Below are 17775 nucleotides of genomic sequence, written 5' to 3'. Positions count from 1 at the left end.
CCATTTACAAAAATGAAAACCAATAACAACCGCATATGGGTCATTTCTTTAACTGATGTGCCGAATGGAGCAGAAAATGTGCTGTTAAAAGTAGCAGTGTCCATTAAAGCAGATTTGATTTTTGTGAAAAAAAATACAGGGCCTGCACTGGCTGTTCCTGCACAGCTCTCTAAAAGGTTCCTTTCTCAATCAACTATCGTCTTTGGATTATTAAAGCTGATACCGTTGATGAGGCAATTTAAAAGAGGGGAGATTATAATGAGTTCGCATCCTTATCTCAATGCTTTTTTGGGATTTTTCAAGAAACTAGGATTCATCAAATCGAAACTTATTGCGCGCGAATGTACTTCCGTTTTTACCAGATATACAGGATTGAAAAAGCTTGTTTATCAGCTCATTTATCGGCTCGGATATCCGGCAGTAGACCTGGTGGTTTGCCAAACCGAATTGATGAAAGCCGATTTACTGCAGCACAATCAATTCATTGCCGAAAATAAAATTTGGGTACAGGCCAACCCAGTCGATATCAAAGAACTGCGCCTGCAAGCCATACGGCCCTTGACCAAAGAAGAAAAACAGACCAGCTTTATTTGCGCCGCAGGTAGGCTGATTGCCGAAAAAGGCTTTGATGTATTGATCAAGGCTTTTGAAATGATCCATAGCCAAAATCCTGGTCTTCGGCTTTTTATTTTGGGCGAAGGAAAGCAAAAATCGGCACTGCAGCAATTGGCCATGAGCTATAAACTAGCCGAACACATTGTATTTAAAGGACATGTGGCATTCCCGGCCCCTTATTTTAAACAGGCGAGGCTTTGCGTGGTTTCTTCTATAAAAGAAGGCTTCCCTAATGTTTTATTAGAAATGATGGCTTTGAACCAATCCATTGTTTCTACGCTCTGTGCAGGTGGCATTAACGCCATTCCCTACATCGAAAAAGTTGAAGTAAACAATGTAGCGGCATTGGCCACGGCCATGCAGAATATGTTAAATAAATCGGTAATGCCTAATTATAATCCTTGCACTGCGTATTTGAAGCAAAGAAGTCCACAGGTTTTTACCCACGCCATTCTTAACAAGCTTGCCGCACAAAATTGAGCAGCAATTACCCAAAAATAAGCAGCAATACGCACAGCTCCCAAGCTTTTTTATTGATGCTACAAGCTAAATACTGGGTATTCAAGATAACTCTTAAAACCTATTCATATGAAAATTTTAATTACCGGTACAGCCGGTTTTATTGGCTTCCATTTGGCCAAACGTTTGTTGGAAAGAGGAGATACCGTAGTGGGCATCGATAATATAAATGATTACTATGATGTTGGCCTAAAGTACGACAGGCTAAAAGAGACGGGAATCGCGGCCAAAACTATACGATATGGCCAGTCGGCAACAAGTACCGTCTATCCAAATTATACCTTTATCAAATTAGACATTTGCGACCAAAAGAGCTTAAATGCGTGTTTCAGCACCTATAAGTTCGATGCCGTATGCAACCTGGCTGCACAGGCTGGGGTTAGGTATAGCTTAACCAATCCAGAAGTGTACATCGATACCAATATTAAAGGCTTTTTAAATGTGTTGGAGTGTTGCAGGAATTTCGAAATCAAGCATTTGATTTATGCAAGTTCGTCAAGCGTATATGGCCTCAACCAGAACATGCCCTTTGATGCGCACGATAGTGTAAACCATCCGGTTTCTTTGTATGCCGCTTCCAAAAAAAGCAACGAACTCATGGCCCATGCTTACAGTTCGCTATTTGATTTGCCTACCACTGGGCTGAGGTTTTTTACCGTTTACGGACCCTGGGGAAGACCAGATATGGCTTTGTACTTATTTGCCAAAGGCATATTGGAAGGCAAGCCGATAGCAGTTTTCAACAACGGAAAGATGATGCGCGATTTTACCTACATAGACGATATTGTAGAAGGAATTGTAAGGGTGGTTGATTGTCCGGCAAAGGCAAACCCCGATTGGGATGCCAAAAATCCAGATCCCGCAACCTCTAGCGCCCCCTATGCCATTTTCAATATAGGAAGGGGAGAACCAGTATGTCTGCTCGATTTTATAAATGAAATAGAATTGCATACTGGCGTGAAGGCCACCAAGGTGTTAGTACCTATGCAAGACGGCGACGTGGCCTCTACTTCGGCTAACATAAACGACCTCCAAAACAAATTGAATTACCAGCCCAAGGTTTCGGTAGATACCGGCGTATACAACTTTGTAAAATGGTTTAACAACTATTATACACCATTTGTACATCCGGCACCAAAAAGTATACATGTCACCACCGTTTTGTCATGAAAATGTAAATTATCTGGTAATCAAAACTTTATAAATTTTTTCAAAAAACAGCGAATCCAAAAAGCACAAATAATTGGAAGGCAAGCTGTACTCAAATATTTTTTTTTCAAACAAATGGGCTAACCGCTTCATTCTCTGCATGGTTTTCAATATACATTCTTTTACGTTTGCGTTTAAGGTGTAAAATTAAAAAGCAAAACTTATGCAGAGAAACACAAGATCAATTACAAAATTGAGTTTATCAACTTTATTACTTTCAGCAATTATTAGCTTCAGTAGTTGCAAGAAAAACGACACGGGTACGGCAGCCTTGCCAGCCGATTCGGCCATTAACCTGAATGTTACCGAAGCGCTTGCCTCAAGCAATGGCAGCAGTGGAACTTTAAGCACAAAAGGTTTCAGATCGGATGGAGGATATGCCTACAAAATCTCGCAGAGTATTGCCAATGGCGACGACTCGGCAACGCCAACAAAATCTATTTTAAAACTGTACGAAAACGGTGTAGAATTGGGACCCGCACATGCTGTACACGACGACATCAGGAATTTGGGAAAAGGCAGGTTCAGCCACTGGGGAACAACGCTGCTGTTCTCGGCATCAGATAATACCGATCCGAGAACCAACGGCAGAACCTACACCTATGTAATGGGCACAGCCACTACCGATCCAACTGCGCCCACATCTCCGCCTACCTCAACCAATCCGAATGTAACAGAGGGAATTATGGGGTATGCCATGGTCAATGGTTCAACCACAGGTGGAAAAGGAGGGGCCGAGGTTACGGTTACTACGCTTGCGGCATTGAAAACAGCCTTAAGCGATAATGTAGCCAGAACGATCTACATTAGCGGAACCATTAAAGGCGCTGGCGAGGACCCGATTTATGTAAAGTCTAACAAATCGATTATCGGCAAGTCTGGTGCGGTTTTAGAAGGATTGGAATTTTTTGTATTTGGGGTAAGCAACATCATTTTTCAAAACCTCACTTTCAAAAACTATGTAACCTATGCCGCCATTCAGATCAAGGAATCGGCGCATCACATTTGGATAGACCATTGTGATTTTTCTACAGACAGGACCCACGGTTGGGAGTACTGGGGCAAAGACATTACCATTACCAGGGAATCAGATTATGTAACGGTTTCTTGGAACAAGTTTCATGACACCAATTTGTCTGTACTGATTAGTGGTGGCATAGTTGGTCATGAGGCCGATGCAGGCAAACTGCACGTTACCCTGCACCATAACTTCTGGTACAATGTAACCGAACGCGAACCTTCTATGAATTATGGTCGGGTGCACATGTTCAATAACTACCACTTGAATAACTCTGGTTATTCTATTGGCACCAGGGCAGGTGGCATTGTGCGTACAGATAACGAATACTTTGCCAATTGTACCAAGCCGCTCACCACAAAAGTAGCGAGCGATCCTGAAGGTTATTTTAGTGGCATAAATACCAATATTTACGATAAGTGCGGACCAAACAACATTACAACTGCCCTATCTACTTGGGTACCTGAGTACGATTATAAGGCGTTTTTGAATGATGCGGCCAGTGTGCCAAGCATCGTATCGAACGGGGCTGGACCAAAATAAGCACTTCTTGTTACCTAATTTTTAAACAAAGCCATCTGGATAGATGGCTTTGTAGTTTAACCTAAAACTAATTTGACATGGCAACTGCGATCAGGAAAAAGATTCTCATTGTTTGCGACTCATCAAAATCATTGCTCGATTTTAGGGGCAAACTGATGGAAAAAATGCAAATAAATCATCAGGTATACGTCTTTACGCCTAAAATTACCCAAAAATCCATTAGCGATCGTTTGCATCAAATGGGCGTAGAGATTTACGAGAGTAGTTTAAACGGCAGCAATGTAGCCATCCTGTCGGACCTGGTTTTTATGGTGTCCCTGTTCAAATTGCTTAAGGCCATCAAACCCGATGTTTTTTTTCCTTACACGCTCAAACCGGTTATTTATGGGACCGTTTTGGCCAAAATATGCAAAGTAAAGCTAATTGTGCCCATGCTAACGGGTTTGGGCTACAATTTTACCGATGGCAACGACGGCAACAAAATAGTGATTGGCCTTACCAAATTGCTCCTAAAGCTTAGTCTTAAGCCCCGATCGCAGCTCAACATTGTCTTTCAAAATAAAGACGATGCACAAAAACTAATTACATTGGGCATTCTTGGTCCAAAACACCATATCCATGTGGTTAACGGATCGGGGGTAGACCTTAACCATTATACCTATACCAAACCAAGCCTGAGGAAAATCACTTTTTTAATGATTTCGAGGCTCATCAATGCCAAAGGCCTAAACGAATATTACGAAGCCGCAAAAGCCATGCATTTGAAATATCCTTTGATAAGGTTTAAGCTGATCGGAGCTCATGACAAAAACATAGATGGGCTGAAGAAAGGGCTCTACCAACAATTGCTGTCGGGCAACCCCATTCAATATTTGGGACAGTTAGACGATGTCCGTCCAGCCATAAAAGAAGCTTCCGTTGTAGTGTTGCCTTCCTATTATGGCGAAGGGGTGCCACGGTCTATCTTAGAGAGCATGGCCATGGGCAGAGCCGTTATTACCTGTGATTCTGTAGGCTGCAGAGAAACGGTAAACCAACAGGCAGGTAAAGAGAATGGCTTTCTGGTTCCGATAAAAGATTCGGTAGCCTTGGCTTCAAAAATGGAATATTTCATCTTGAACAAAAATAAAATCATCAACTACGGGTATAAAGGGCTCGCTTTTGCCAAAGAAAAATTTGATGTAAACCTGATCAATAACGATTTGTTCAGGATCATGCAGCTTGAGGCTTAACTCTCAAGCATTCAACCCAATTTGTTAACATTTAAATGATGAGCTGTGAGAAATACATTTATCTACAATAAGGCTACTTTGGTGGATTTTAGAGAAACCATGGATAATTACGGATGGGTCATTTATGAAAAAGCCATCCCCCAAAAACTCATTTCCCAAATTACCTCAGAATTTGAGGAAGCTTATAAAGTGAGAAGGAAAATCCAGGTTTTAAATGGAATTGAAGAAAATATGGATGGTACTTTGCATCATTTGCTGGAACGTGAAAATTTTTCTTTAGCCTTTCTCGAAAACATGTACTGTAATAGAGAATTAAGGGATTTTTTGGGTGGCAATTACATTTTAAATGGTATAAATGGCGTAATCAATGCCAAAAAAAGCAATTCTTACATCAATCAGGTTCACCGAGATATCCGTACTTTTTCGACCGACTTGAATTTCATGATCCAAATGATCATTCCTTTAGACGATTTTACCATATTTAACGGAGCTACCCATTTTCTTTCAGGCTCCCATAAAGTAGATCAGAAACCAGACGAAAAGTATTTCAAGATTTATGCTAAACAAGCTGTAGCCAAGAAAGGGAGCATCATTCTCTTCAATTCTAACATTTGGCATAGCGCTGGCACCAATTTTACTTCGAAACAGCGCAGGGCACTTACCTTGGGCTTTACTAGGCCCTATATTAAGCAACAGTTTGATTATCCAAGGTTTTTGGGCTACGATTTTGGTGAAACCTTAACCGATAATTTAAGGCAGGTTATCGGTTATAATGCCCGGGTTCCGGCAAGTTTGGAAGAATACTACCTGCCAAAGCAAAAAAGGATGTACAAAGCAGATCAAGGCTAGTGTTATGATAGACCGAAAATTTCCAGTAAGGCCCATTGGAGGCTATATGGAGCTTCAACTTGAGCATAGACAGGCATATTACCAGGACCTTATTCCATTAAATACCGGAAGAAATGCCTTGGAATATATTTTGAGGATAAGAAGGTATACGCTTATTTACCTGCCATATTTTACCTGCGAGGTATTGCTCGAACCTCTGCAAAAGCTCGGCATTGAATATAAATTCTATAAAATAGACGAAGACCTTAATCCCATTATCGATTTTGAACTCGAAGAGCATGGTTGTATGCTGTATACGAATTACTTTGGCGTTAAAACCGGGACGGTAAAATGGCTGTCGAAAACGATTAAGCATTTAATTATAGACAATGCGCAGGCTTTTTATACCCTTCCCATCCATCAGGTAGATACCTTTTATTCCTGTCGCAAGTTTTTTGGAGTTCCAGATGGCGCTTACCTCTACGCTTCTACCGAAATAGGCCTCCATCTCAAGGTAGACCATTCGGTACTCAGGTTTTCTCACCTCATCAGGTCGATAGATTTTAACATTGAAGATGGGTATGCAGATTACTTGAAGAACAATCAGCAGTTGAGCAATAATGAAATCAAGACGATGTCTGTTTTAACCTCAAACTTATTGGCTGCAATAGATTACGAACATTGTGCCAAAGCCAGGAAAGACAACTTTAACTACCTCCATAAATATTTGCGCAACATCAATATGCTTAGGCTCAATTTTGTGGATGAAGAAGTACCTATGGTGTATCCATTGTTGCTAGAATCCCCTAAGCTCAAAGAAAAGCTTATTGCCCATAAAATCTTTGTGGCAACCTACTGGCCAAATGTTTTTGATTGGGCAAATGCAAACAGCTATGAATATTTTTTGAGCGAAAATTTAATTGCGCTTCCCATAGACCATCGTTATACCTTAAATGATATGCGTTGCATTCTAACCATTTTAAATTCACTGCTATGAGCGCACTTATTTACCTCAGGCCCTTAAAAATCGGTGATGCGGCAATCTCCTATAAATGGAGGAACGACCCCAAAGTTTGGCTTTATACCAACTTTGTGCCTAGCGAACAAATTACGCCAGAAATCGAGCGAAAATGGTTGGCAACCGTACTTAAAAAAAAGGACCAAAAACGTTTTGCGATATGTATGGTTGGAACAGAAGAATACATTGGAAATATTCAATTGCTACAAATTGGCAACAGTGAAGCAGAGTTTCATGTCTTTATCGGAGAAAAAAAATACTGGGGCAAGGGAATAGGTTTCGAAGCTACCAGACGGTTGCTCCAAATTGCTTTTTCCGACCTCAAACTCGAACATGTTTTTTTACACGTCCATCCAGAAAATATCGTAGCTATTCGTTGCTACCACCGAGCCGGATTTGAAGCCGTTGCGCTTGAAAATGAAATGCTCAAAATGGTTGTTAAAGCGAGTTCGTTTATCGGCGCTCCGTCCAATTGACCAAAGCAACTTTGCACGCAATCGAGCAATTTAATTTTAAAGGTTCCTAAGGCCGATCTGAAAGTAAAAGAACCGAAGGCTTTTGGCATGGCCTAGCTATGAAATCCCAAATCAGATTAATGTAGATCATCATGAAAAATACAGCCACTCGTGCCTTTGTTATTCCTTTGGCGCAAAAAACTGCTTGGAACAGATATGTTTCGGCCGCTTTAAAATATGATTTTTACCATACCTGGGATTATCAGAATTTAACCAAAAATGGCGAAGCAATGCTTTTCGTTTTCGAAGACCAGGCTAATTTTATTGCTTTTCCATTGCTAAAAAGGGCGGTTTCCGGTACGCCTTATTTCGATCTGCATTCAGTTTATGGTTTTGCGGGACCAATTTCAAATTTGAGGTTCAGCGATATCGGAGAACATTTTATCTTACAATTTCAGCAATGTTTTGTCGAATTTCTCAACAACGGAAATTATGTTGCAGTTTTTGCCAAGTTCCACCCCTTTTTTGATCAGACCATTGTGCTCGAAAAACTGGGGGGCGTATTTGACAATGGCAAAACAGTAGCGATTGATTTAAGGCAGCCACTTGAAGAACAGCGTAAAAAATATAGGAAATCTACTTTAGAAGCGATTAAAAAAGCCCGTAAAATGGGATTTCAACTACGTGAAATGGAGCAATACGACGATATTGTCCAATTTACAAAGTTGTATATCCAAAACATGGAAAGGGTTGGGGCAGGCGATTTTTATAAGTTTGACGAAGCTTATTTTACATCGCTTTTAGGTTCTGCTCAATGCAATGCCAAGTTGGTACTGGTTTTTTTTGAAGATAAACTGATTTGTGGCAGCATTGTCACTTTAACAAACGGCATCCTGCAAGCTCATTTAATTGCATCAAACCCAAACTACCTAAAGTATTCGCCCTCAAAGTTCCTGGTTGATGAAATTAGCTTGATCGGCCGAAAAAACGGCATGGAATATTATCATTTAGGCGGCGGGCTCGGCTTTAAAGAAAATTCGCTGCTCGATTGGAAGTTGGGTTTTTCAGATCTCGTGTTGCCTCACAAAAGCTGGCGCTTTATTGCCAACAGGCCTGTTTATGAAATGCTGGTTGAACAAAGTGGCAATAGACTAGACAGTACGGCAGATTTTTTTCCGCTTTACAGAATGATGCCAAATGAAATCCAAGCTCAACAGTTTAAAAAATAAATAGCCATGGAAAAACTAATTCTACGCGATAAGATCCATTCCAAATGGCTTATACTTTTTATCGATCAGGTTATTGTTGTTTGTACGCTTTTTTTGGCAATTGTGCTGACTTATGGAAATAAGTACGCGGAATCATTCAATGCAGAAAATTATCTCTTTGTTTGGCTTTATGGCATGATAGCCGTTGGCGTATTTATCTTTTTGAAAGTAAATACAGGCATTATAAGGTACTCGAATACAGAAGACATGCTCAGGATTTTCTTAGCGGTCTTTTCGGTAAGCCTGATCTTTACCTGTGTTAACCAGGTCATTTCTCCCTGGTTTCCGAGGCATTTGGCCGGGCTGGGCAAGATATTGCTTCTCAATTTTTTCATTTCATCGTCGTTGCTGGTGCTCTTAAGAATAACTGTTAGGGTACTTTATAATTCGATTAAAAATTTTGATAAGGTTAAAAAAGAAAACGTGCTGATTTATGGTTCGGACCATAATGCCATTTTGATCAAAAGAGCCATGGATCCGAACGAAAGTTCTGAATTGAACGTCATTGGCTTTATTGATGATGATATTCATAAAACCGATAAATACATTGAACAAAAAAGGGTTTTTCCCTTTTGCTCGCTGGCAAAACTAAAAGACAAGTATCAGGTACAGAAGATCCTGGTTGCAGAAAATGCGCTCAATACTTCAAACAAAATCAAGATCATAGAGGTTTGCTGCAATGCCGAAATGCACCTAATCAAGGTTCCTTCGTCAGACAAGTGGCTGTACGGAAAGCTTGACAGCAATCAGCTTAAAGACTTAAAAATAGACGATTTGTTAGAACGCGAGCCCATTAAGCTCGATAAAAAGAATATCCTGAAGGAACTAAAGGGCAAGCGGATCCTGATTACGGGTGCTGCAGGTTCTATCGGTTCTGAAATTGTAAGGCAGGCCCTAAACTATGATCCTAAACTGTTGGTGCTTTGCGATCAGGCCGAAACGCCGTTGCATGACCTGAGGTTAGACCTTGAAGATAGCCACCAATCGGATAAGATAAAGATTTTTATGGCTAATATCCAGAATTCCGACCGCCTCAGGACCATGTTCGAATGTTACAAGCCAGAAATTGTTTTCCATGCGGCGGCTTATAAACATGTGCCGATGATGGAAGAGAACCCATCAGAAGCCATTCTGACCAATGTGCTGGGCACCAAAAACTTGGCTGATATTTGTATGGAATTCGGAGTAGAAAAATTTGTAATGATTTCTACAGATAAGGCGGTAAAGCCCACTAATGTAATGGGGGCTTCTAAACGACTAGCCGAAATCTATATCCAGTCGCTAAGCAATGCCGAAAGTGTTGCGGGGAGCCATCAAACACGTTTCGTTACCACTAGGTTTGGCAATGTTTTGGGCTCAAATGGTTCGGTTATACCCAGGTTTAAAAACCAGATCGACAAACGTATTCCAATCACCGTTACGCATCCCAATATTACCAGGTATTTCATGACCATTCCTGAGGCCGTAGACCTGGTAATGGAGGCCGGCTCGATGGGTAAAGGCGGAGAGATTTTTCTGTTTGATATGGGCAAACCCATTAAAATAATCGATTTGGCCCTGAACATGATCAAATTAGCCGGATTAAAGCCTTATGTAGATATCGATATTGTTTTTACTGGTCTCCGTCCGGGCGAAAAAATCTTTGAAGAGCTACTGCTTTTAGAAGAAAAAACCATGCTTACCCATCATCCTAAAATCAAAATCTCTCAAAATGTAACCTTTAATTACTTGTATGTCAATCAGCTCATTAAAGACCTGATTGCCATTAACCAAAAGGGAGATGATTACCGCATGGTCAAAAAAATGAAAGAAATTCTGCCAGAGTTTATCAGCAATAACTCTTGTTACGAAGAGCTAGATCTGCTCGAGGCCAATTAATCTATAAGTTTTTCACTCAAACGCATCAACATGAATATCAATGTAGGGCACGTTCTTGAACAGGCTGTTCGAATGGAGCGGATAGGAATTAGCGAGCTGTCTCGTAAGCTTAAAGTAAGCAGAAGAACAATTTACAACTGGTTTAATCAGGAAAATCTCAATCCGCACATCATTTTAAAGGTTGGCGATGTCATTGGGCACGATTTTACTGGCGAGTTGCCAGAAAAATTCATCAAGAACCATCAGCATTTACTCGATGCCGAAGAACCTGCCTTGCTTAATGCAAATGGGCTGAATGCAGATCATAACTCGGTTTATTTTTGGATGAATAAATATGTCGGTCTTTTAGAAAAGTATAATGAACTTCTCAATCTGATCTCTGAAAATGCTTCCGTAAATGCCGATAAGCACACCTCAAAAAGCCTAATGAACAGATAATAGGCAATGTAGGCAATTGCTCAATATAGCCTAAGGAAAACTTTCTCATTTCACCATTCTTATAAAATTATTGCTCATGAAAGCGCTTGTTATTTTTATCATTCTTATTTTCTTTCAGACCATCATAGCTAGGCCACAGGTTTATAGTGGTACCGGTATCAGGTATAGTGTGGGTATTGAAACAGGTTTGGCCGTAGGCTATTTGGCTACTAAGTATGAAGCACCCCTCGGACTTTCGCTCCAAGCCGATTTTCCGGTAATTGACGGCGTTTTGTTTGGCACGGCCAATGCCGGCTTCAATAATGTTTTTGTAAGGCCTAGCTATAGGCATTTGGTAGAAGACCTTCGGTTGGTTCCATTCAAAGCCGGGCTAAAATATTTCTACAGGAGCAATCTTTATGTCCAATCGGAAATCGGATTTTCATTTCTGTTAAACAAAGCCCCGTGTGTAGAAGGCAAAAACGCCGCCTTTGTTTATACGCCACAAATTGGGATTATATTTTACCTGCATCAAAACAACTATATAGATGCGGGCTTAAGGTTCGAAAGCAATAGCAAGTTCTATGAATGCGACCACCAAAATAATTTTATAGGCTTTAGGGTGGCATGGGGCTTTACACTATAATCAGCTGTTATGAAAACCAGAATGCAATACAATTTACTGAACGATCTTTGGGTCTTATTTGTGGATTGCAAATATGAGGAATGCCCGATCTACATAAGGATGTTCAATAAAATATTGGGAAATATGTTATTGGGTGCCGCCGTCCAAAACAAAGATAAAAGGGTGTTGAGCGGTAAACATTACCTGATTAATGACGAAGTGGTAGAATTGCATACCGACGAATGGTTTCCATTGTTGCTAGCCAGTAAAAGCAAGGAATTGTTGGAAGGAATAAATGCAATTTTTATGGATATGAGCAATACGAATTCAAGAATTAAATGATCAATAGCAGACCTAAACTTGCTTAATGCCCCGTTTTTGTACTGAACAACAGTCATAAAAAATGAATTAATATTTAATGGAACTTCTTGGGAGGTCTGTAATCGACTTATTAAGAGGTGTTTAAAACTTGTAGCCTCCGTCTGTGAATCAGGGGGCTGGTTCGAGCCCGGTTTTGGGAGCAAAGCCTTTCAGTTTTTACTGAGAGGCTTTTTTCTTTTACAGCCAGGCTGATTAAACAACCTACAGGCTTTATTAAATCAGGTAGGTAATACATCTAAAAATTAGCTACATTCGCCACCATGAGGCGAGAATAACAAAAACATAATGTAGGCTCGTATCCAAAAGTTAAAAGACGATTTTCTCCAAAACAATAAAAAGGATTGATAGATTAAAATGAGTTTATTAGATACAATCGCCGTTATAACCGTATTGATTTCCATTTTTCTATCATTGTTTTTGGCCACCCTTAAAACAGAGCACAGGTTGAGCAATCGGCTTTTTGCATTTTTTCTCATTTTAACGGCAATTGATATCGGTGGCAACCTGGGCTATTTGTTTGGGGCTTCTCTGGGCACAAGAGTTTTTATAAGCTCTATTATTTTCTTGCAGCTTCCAACTTTTTATCTGTATGTTTTAGCTGTATGCTATACCGATTTTAAGCTAAAAACCAGGCATTTAATTCATGCTGTCCCGTTTTTAATCGCGAATCTGATTTTGTTGCCCCGTTTTTATGGGGTTGATGAGGCTGCTCAAATCCAGTTTCTCGAAAAGGGCAGCAACATGCTGGAAATACAGTTCAATCATATTGTGATCCATGTTCAAATGCTAGCATACCTCCTTGCTGCTTTGTTGATATTGAGGAGAGCAAAAAAAATATACTTCGAAAATTATGCTGGCGCAAGTATCGAATCGTTACGATGGCTGTTTCAGTTTACCGTGGCGCTATCGGTTTTTTACTTTATTGCCTTGCTAAGAAACATCTTTAAGTTTACCGATTATCCCAACATTGCCGAATGGTTAAAGATTGGGCTTTTCTTGTTTGAACTGGCCATCATTTTTTGGTATCTGTATAAAGCGTTAAATAACCCAGGGCTTTTTAGAAATATCGATTCAAGGTTAAAGCTGGTGCAGCATATCGTTTCGGAAGAAAAAGATAATGGGCAATTGGTGGCTGAAAAAGAATATAACGAGGAACTGCTGAAATTAAGGAAATATATGCTGGACGCAAAGCCGTTCCTCAACCCAGCCTTAACCATCCAAGATGTTGCCGACGAAGTGCATATTCCCGTTCGTGATTTGTCGGTTTTGATCAACCATAAACTAGGACAGCATTTCTACGATTTTGTGAATGCCTATCGTATAGAAGCGGCCATGGATAAGTTAAAAGATGTTTCAAAAAGCAAGGTAACTATTTTGGAGATCCTCTATGAAGTAGGCTTTAATTCAAAATCCTCTTTCAATACCGCCTTTAAAAAACACACGGGGCTTACCCCTACGGTTTATCGTAAAAGCCTGTAAAACAATAGCTTGTAATTATTTGTACTGACTTTTTGAAATACTCGTACGGGTGTTTGCAAACCAATGCGTACGAGTATTTTTATTCGGTCGACTGGCATTGGCTTCTTCTTCATATTTGTATCGAAGTAATTTTTTAACCCAAACACGATACGATGAAAACTCCATTCAAATTTTTAGCAGCACTCTTATTAGTCAGCAATTTTTCTTTTGGACAAAACATTTCCAAAAAGATCGATTCGATTATTAAAAATAATTATCAAAAAAATCCTGACGTTGGCATTAGCGTTGGTTTGATCAAGGATAACGAAGAATTCTATACGGCCTATAGCAAGTTGAATGAAAAAAGCCAAGTTGAGATCAATAAAAACTCGATATTCGAAATTGCCTCCATTACTAAAATCCTAACTTCGAATTTAATTGCACAGGCCATTCTCGAACATAAATTGAATGCTGACGATTATATCGACAACTTTTTGCCTAAGGCCTATGTGCTGCAGAAGAACCTCCAAAACAAAATAAAAATCTCAGACCTGGCATCTCATCAATCTGGTTTGCCCGATATCGATTTTGCAAAACTCATTGCACTGGATCCACAACAGCCTGTAAGCAGCATAACCGAAGATACGCTGGTGGCTATGGTCAATAATTGTAGTGAATTAACGGATTATGGCCGTTATCGTTATTCTACAATCGGCTATACTTTGCTCGGACAGCTATTGGAAAAAGTATACGGAAAAAGCTATGATGAGATTATCAGGAGCAAAATAATCAAGCCATTGCGGTTAAGCAATACGCTGACCAAAGAATTTGAGGTCAAAAACAGAACTACGGGCCATAACCCCAACGGTGGTATACAAGAGTTCTTCAAGTGGAATGTTACGGCACCTGCCGGATTGGTAAAATCTAGTGCTGCCGATATGGTTGCTTTTTTAAAGGCCGTTTTAAATCAAGAAACCACAATAGGCAAAGCCGCTATGATTACAGAAAGAACCTTTTACAAAGATGAAAAGAGGACAATGGGCCTGGGCACGAATATTATAACGGATGATCAAAATACGATTTACCTGAAATCGGGAGATTCTATGGGCCAATCTTCGATCATCTGCTACAACAGGGCTAAAAATTGGGGCATTATCATCCTGTTAGACCAAAGGAACTCCAAAATGAGGCAGAATTTGCTAGATGAGATTACCGAAACAGTTTTGAAATAAGCTAGTCGGTTGATTTAGGCCAAGATTAGCAGATAAAGCCTTTCTGTGCAAACTGGGAGGCTTTTGTATAACGACAACAACTGTTATATTTGTGCATGCCCACCTCTCCATTAGCTGCTTTTCGACGTCGAAAAGGAATGAGCCAAGAACAGTTGGCTGCCCTTTCGGGTGTAAGTGCCAGAACTATCCAACGCATTGAAAAAGGTACGGTAGTTGCGCATCCGGCTACGCTTAAATTGCTGGCCGATTGTTTGGAAGTGGAACCCGAATTGCTTTTGGGAAAAGGGCCTGATATGGCAGCAACTGCCAGTACAAATAAGCTAGTGCCCTTGTTTCACGGCTTGGCCTTGGTCGGTTTGTTTTTTCCCATTCTCAACATCATCCTGCCTGGATTTTTGTGGTTGCTTAAAAAGGACGAACAGCCCGAATATGATCGCCAGGGCAAGCAGGTACTTAATTTTCAGCTCACGATGTCTTTTGCTTTCGTGCCTTCGGTTTTGCTGCTCATTTTCTTCTTTCCGGTAGGGTTTCCCTTAACGCTATTGATTTATTTTTACACCGTAGTGATGTGCCTGCTCAATCTCTTCAGGTCCATTAACCAACTGCCCGTGCGCTATCCTTTGTCTTTTGCTTTTTTAAGGTAAAAACGCCGTTTATGCCATTAACAAGCTTAAGTGTCGTGAAGGTGTCGGTAAGCTGTCGTTGAAAGGAATGGCCAAAGCCCCTAATTTTGGCCTAAACACTTTTCATGATGAAACAACAACTTCTGGCACTTGCCTTTATGCTTTACCTGCTTCCTGCTGTTGCCCAAGAAGCCAAGCAAATTCAACACCTCAACGGCCAATCGGTTAGTACGGTAGCCTTGCAAAAAAGACTGGCGCATTTGGTCGATAGTGCCAAACTTGCCGGTTTGCAGGTGGCCATTGTTAACCACAACAAAATAGTATTTGCCTCCAGCTTTGGCTATAAGGACGTGGAAAATCAAAAGAGACTTGATGATAGCACGGTAATGTATGCTGCTTCTCTGACCAAGCCTGTAAGCGCCTATGTTTTTTTGCGTTTGGTTGATCGGGGGATATTTAATCTGGACAAACCCATACATTTTTACCTGAAAAAACCGATTGGCCAATATGAAAAATGGAAAGACCTGGCCGAAGATACCCCTGCGTTTAACCGCATTACGCCAAGGATGTTACTGGCCCACAGCGCTGGCTTGCCGGTGTTGCGCCAATTATATGGCAACAAAACCAGCTTGATTGCCAGACCGGGCGAGAGGTTCTACTACTCGAACGAAGGTCTTAACCTATTGGGCTTTATGATAGAGGAATATACCGGAAAGCCACTCGAAATAATTACCCGCGAAGAAGTTTTTGGCCCTTTGCAAATGTCGCGCACCAGCATGGTCTGGGAAAAGCCGTTCGAGAGCAATTTTTCGTACGCCTATTTTAAGGATGGCAAAAAATATGGTTCGGAAAGAAGGCAAAGCAGCAGGGCTGCAGGCTCAATGTCGACAACGGCTACCGATTATGCCCATTTTGTGCTAAACCTGATGACGCAAACAGGTCTAAGGAAAACTAGTTTTCGGCAAATGCTGTCACCCCAGATTTCGGTAACCAGCAAACGCGGGTTTGGTGTCTTAAAAGATAGCCTAACCCACGAAAACGATGCCATTAAACTGGCTTGGGGCTTGGGAATTGGTTTGTTTCAATCGCCTTATGGCAAAGCTTTTTTCCATACCGGACATGGCGAGGCCAACCAGAATTATGCGGTGGCTTTCCCTGAAAAAGGAATAGCGCTTATCCTGCTCAGCAATAGCGAAAATTTTGAAAGTGTTGGACCGGAAATTGTAAGGGCCTGCATCGGCGATAGCTATTCGCCATTTAGGTGGCTGGGCTATGGGGAAGATCACTAGACTGCCGGCCAAAAGCCACTGATTGGACTTATACATGTCGGTGGCTTCGATGATGAATCGAAATAAGCCCTAGCCGGGTAGTTGGTTATATGGGACCTCTCGCGGGCGACTGGCAATTTCGTGCCCTTCTTTTACCACGGTGATGTGCTGTCGAATTGTTGCAGAGGCTGTCAATCCCAGGCCTGCCAATGGCTGGCCTGGGAAAAATGCAGATTTACAGGCTGTTGAGGTGCTGCGATGCCAAGTTGCGGTATTACGGGGAAATATAGTGGCATGTGCTTTGGCTTCGTGTTTTTTACAGCCAATAGCAACCGACGCTAAAGTCTTTGTTTCGAGGTGATAAATGCATTTTTTACGATAAAATCTGTTTTTTTGCCCAGTTTGGTGCCTATCGGTATGGGCTTTGAAAATGCTTATGGATGATAAAGCATTTAAAATCTATTGTATTGGGGTTCGTACTGATTGCGCTGACTAAGCCCGTATTGGCCGATATCCGCGTTTGCTATCATGGGGGCGAAAACATTTCTAGCACCAACGAAAATGGAACCGTTAGCTCGCGTCCCTTTTTTGATTCGCCTTACACCACGGGGTTTCCTTACGCTTGCAGTCCCGTGATCAGCTTGGTGTCTCAGGGTTGCGTGATGGATTTGCCGAGAGCCAGGGTTAGGGGAGATCTTTATACCTTTTCATCCTATGTGCCCTGCCCATTGGATGACTTTCATGGCTTAGGGCTGATGGCCATGCTGTCGATACTGGCTTTTTTTCGTATCAGGAAAGCCTGTTGCTGAGCGAGTCTGAAAGGTTAAGCTACAGGCTTTGGGCGCCACCTCGGATGGAAAAGATTTCGGGTTTGTTAAATTTTGTCGCCGTGTGAAATTTTTGTTAACAAAATGATAATTTAAGGTTATCTTCATGTTTACTAATTTTGTGGCATGCAAATAGCAACCTATGTGATTTATGAACTATTGATCAGAATCAAGGAGCTCAACCCCGATGTGGGCGATTTCGTCTCCTGTAGGAAAACCGAGCATGGCGTTTACGTACAGACAACTTCAGGCCATGTAACCATACCCGATAACCTATACCACAAACAATTCGAAGAACCAACCGAAATTTCTACCGCCGAACTGCTTTCTTTGCTTTAAGCGCTTCACAAGCTCATTGAAT

18 protein-coding genes are annotated in these 17775 nt (G+C 41.1%); all 18 read left to right on the top strand.

From position 1 onward, the window contains the following. Window positions 1-12 precede the first annotated feature (12 nt). The gene (locus tag AC6H1S_RS15410; RefSeq protein WP_497564174.1) at window positions 13-1095 is read left to right on the top strand and encodes a glycosyltransferase; all 1083 of its coding nucleotides are present in this window, start codon (window positions 13-15) and stop codon (window positions 1093-1095) included. A 108-nt stretch (window positions 1096-1203) separates the two neighbouring features. Continuing rightward, a complete protein-coding gene (locus AC6H1S_RS15405; protein ID WP_497564173.1) occupies window positions 1204-2304 on the top strand; it encodes an NAD-dependent epimerase in 1101 nt (366 codons plus the stop codon). A 202-nt stretch (window positions 2305-2506) separates the two neighbouring features. Next, the gene (locus AC6H1S_RS15400) at window positions 2507-3904 is read left to right on the top strand and encodes a pectate lyase family protein (protein ID WP_497564172.1); all 1398 of its coding nucleotides are present in this window, start codon (window positions 2507-2509) and stop codon (window positions 3902-3904) included. Between the two features lie 77 nt (window positions 3905-3981). Further along, window positions 3982-5136 (top strand): glycosyltransferase family 4 protein, encoded by a 1155-nt coding sequence (locus AC6H1S_RS15395; RefSeq protein WP_497564171.1) that lies wholly within the window; start codon window positions 3982-3984, stop codon window positions 5134-5136. Window positions 5137-5181: 45 nt separating this feature from the next. Then, entirely contained in the window at window positions 5182-5985 is an 804-nt protein-coding gene (locus AC6H1S_RS15390; protein WP_497564170.1) for a phytanoyl-CoA dioxygenase family protein, read from the top strand. Between the two features lie 4 nt (window positions 5986-5989). After that, window positions 5990-6961: a hypothetical protein gene (locus AC6H1S_RS15385; RefSeq protein ID WP_497564169.1), complete on the top strand. Its 972-nt coding sequence runs from the start codon at window positions 5990-5992 to the stop codon at window positions 6959-6961. Beyond that, complete coding sequence (locus AC6H1S_RS15380; RefSeq protein ID WP_497564168.1) at window positions 6928-7458, top strand: GNAT family N-acetyltransferase; 531 nt, start codon at window positions 6928-6930, stop codon at window positions 7456-7458. Before AC6H1S_RS15385 ends, AC6H1S_RS15380 begins: the two co-directional genes overlap by 34 nt. A 131-nt stretch (window positions 7459-7589) precedes the next feature. Further along, window positions 7590-8666 carry a GNAT family N-acetyltransferase gene (locus AC6H1S_RS15375; protein ID WP_497564167.1) on the top strand — a complete coding sequence of 359 codons (1077 nt, stop codon included), beginning with the start codon at window positions 7590-7592 and terminating at the stop codon, window positions 8664-8666. A gap of 6 nt (window positions 8667-8672) precedes the next feature. Continuing rightward, window positions 8673-10583 (top strand): polysaccharide biosynthesis protein, encoded by a 1911-nt coding sequence (locus tag AC6H1S_RS15370; RefSeq protein ID WP_497564166.1) that lies wholly within the window; start codon window positions 8673-8675, stop codon window positions 10581-10583. 30 nt (window positions 10584-10613) lie between these two features. Further along, a complete protein-coding gene (locus AC6H1S_RS15365) occupies window positions 10614-11021 on the top strand; it encodes a hypothetical protein (protein WP_497564165.1) in 408 nt (135 codons plus the stop codon). Between the two features lie 76 nt (window positions 11022-11097). Then, window positions 11098-11646: a hypothetical protein gene (locus AC6H1S_RS15360; protein ID WP_497564164.1), complete on the top strand. Its 549-nt coding sequence runs from the start codon at window positions 11098-11100 to the stop codon at window positions 11644-11646. Between the two features lie 9 nt (window positions 11647-11655). Continuing rightward, window positions 11656-11967: a hypothetical protein gene (locus AC6H1S_RS15355; RefSeq protein WP_497564163.1), complete on the top strand. Its 312-nt coding sequence runs from the start codon at window positions 11656-11658 to the stop codon at window positions 11965-11967. Between the two features lie 393 nt (window positions 11968-12360). Further along, complete coding sequence (locus AC6H1S_RS15350; protein ID WP_497564162.1) at window positions 12361-13485, top strand: helix-turn-helix domain-containing protein; 1125 nt, start codon at window positions 12361-12363, stop codon at window positions 13483-13485. 152 nt (window positions 13486-13637) lie between these two features. Then, window positions 13638-14696 (top strand): serine hydrolase domain-containing protein, encoded by a 1059-nt coding sequence (locus AC6H1S_RS15345; RefSeq protein ID WP_497564161.1) that lies wholly within the window; start codon window positions 13638-13640, stop codon window positions 14694-14696. A gap of 95 nt (window positions 14697-14791) precedes the next feature. Further along, window positions 14792-15340 carry a magnetosome magnetite crystal formation protein family gene (locus AC6H1S_RS15340; protein ID WP_497564160.1) on the top strand — a complete coding sequence of 183 codons (549 nt, stop codon included), beginning with the start codon at window positions 14792-14794 and terminating at the stop codon, window positions 15338-15340. A gap of 104 nt (window positions 15341-15444) precedes the next feature. Next, window positions 15445-16608, top strand: coding sequence for a serine hydrolase domain-containing protein (locus tag AC6H1S_RS15335; RefSeq protein WP_497564159.1), 1164 nt, complete (start codon window positions 15445-15447; stop codon window positions 16606-16608). A gap of 419 nt (window positions 16609-17027) precedes the next feature. Continuing rightward, window positions 17028-17396 carry a hypothetical protein gene (locus AC6H1S_RS15330; protein WP_497564158.1) on the top strand — a complete coding sequence of 123 codons (369 nt, stop codon included), beginning with the start codon at window positions 17028-17030 and terminating at the stop codon, window positions 17394-17396. A gap of 144 nt (window positions 17397-17540) precedes the next feature. Continuing rightward, window positions 17541-17753, top strand: a complete 213-nt coding sequence (locus AC6H1S_RS15325; protein WP_497564157.1) for a hypothetical protein — start codon at window positions 17541-17543, stop codon at window positions 17751-17753. Window positions 17754-17775 lie beyond the last annotated feature (22 nt).

Source organism: Pedobacter sp. TM02, assembly GCF_059705275.1.
Note: the sequence above shows the minus strand (reverse complement) of the source record. Positions and strands in the feature narration are given on the sequence as shown.

What these genes read in the sequence shown, in the direction of transcription:
- AC6H1S_RS15410 (WP_497564174.1), top strand. Translation starts at nt 13, where the DNA reads ATGAAAACCAATAACAACCGCATATGGGTCATTTCTTTAACTGATGTG.
- AC6H1S_RS15405 (WP_497564173.1), top strand. Translation starts at nt 1,204, where the DNA reads ATGAAAATTTTAATTACCGGTACAGCCGGTTTTATTGGCTTCCATTTG.
- AC6H1S_RS15400 (WP_497564172.1), top strand. Translation starts at nt 2,507, where the DNA reads ATGCAGAGAAACACAAGATCAATTACAAAATTGAGTTTATCAACTTTA.
- AC6H1S_RS15395 (WP_497564171.1), top strand. Translation starts at nt 3,982, where the DNA reads ATGGCAACTGCGATCAGGAAAAAGATTCTCATTGTTTGCGACTCATCA.
- AC6H1S_RS15385 (WP_497564169.1), top strand. Translation starts at nt 5,990, where the DNA reads ATGATAGACCGAAAATTTCCAGTAAGGCCCATTGGAGGCTATATGGAG.
- AC6H1S_RS15375 (WP_497564167.1), top strand. Translation starts at nt 7,590, where the DNA reads ATGAAAAATACAGCCACTCGTGCCTTTGTTATTCCTTTGGCGCAAAAA.
- AC6H1S_RS15370 (WP_497564166.1), top strand. Translation starts at nt 8,673, where the DNA reads ATGGAAAAACTAATTCTACGCGATAAGATCCATTCCAAATGGCTTATA.
- AC6H1S_RS15365 (WP_497564165.1), top strand. Translation starts at nt 10,614, where the DNA reads ATGAATATCAATGTAGGGCACGTTCTTGAACAGGCTGTTCGAATGGAG.
- AC6H1S_RS15360 (WP_497564164.1), top strand. Translation starts at nt 11,098, where the DNA reads ATGAAAGCGCTTGTTATTTTTATCATTCTTATTTTCTTTCAGACCATC.
- AC6H1S_RS15355 (WP_497564163.1), top strand. Translation starts at nt 11,656, where the DNA reads ATGAAAACCAGAATGCAATACAATTTACTGAACGATCTTTGGGTCTTA.
- AC6H1S_RS15350 (WP_497564162.1), top strand. Translation starts at nt 12,361, where the DNA reads ATGAGTTTATTAGATACAATCGCCGTTATAACCGTATTGATTTCCATT.
- AC6H1S_RS15345 (WP_497564161.1), top strand. Translation starts at nt 13,638, where the DNA reads ATGAAAACTCCATTCAAATTTTTAGCAGCACTCTTATTAGTCAGCAAT.
- AC6H1S_RS15340 (WP_497564160.1), top strand. Translation starts at nt 14,792, where the DNA reads ATGCCCACCTCTCCATTAGCTGCTTTTCGACGTCGAAAAGGAATGAGC.
- AC6H1S_RS15335 (WP_497564159.1), top strand. Translation starts at nt 15,445, where the DNA reads ATGATGAAACAACAACTTCTGGCACTTGCCTTTATGCTTTACCTGCTT.
- AC6H1S_RS15330 (WP_497564158.1), top strand. Translation starts at nt 17,028, where the DNA reads ATGATAAAGCATTTAAAATCTATTGTATTGGGGTTCGTACTGATTGCG.
- AC6H1S_RS15325 (WP_497564157.1), top strand. Translation starts at nt 17,541, where the DNA reads ATGCAAATAGCAACCTATGTGATTTATGAACTATTGATCAGAATCAAG.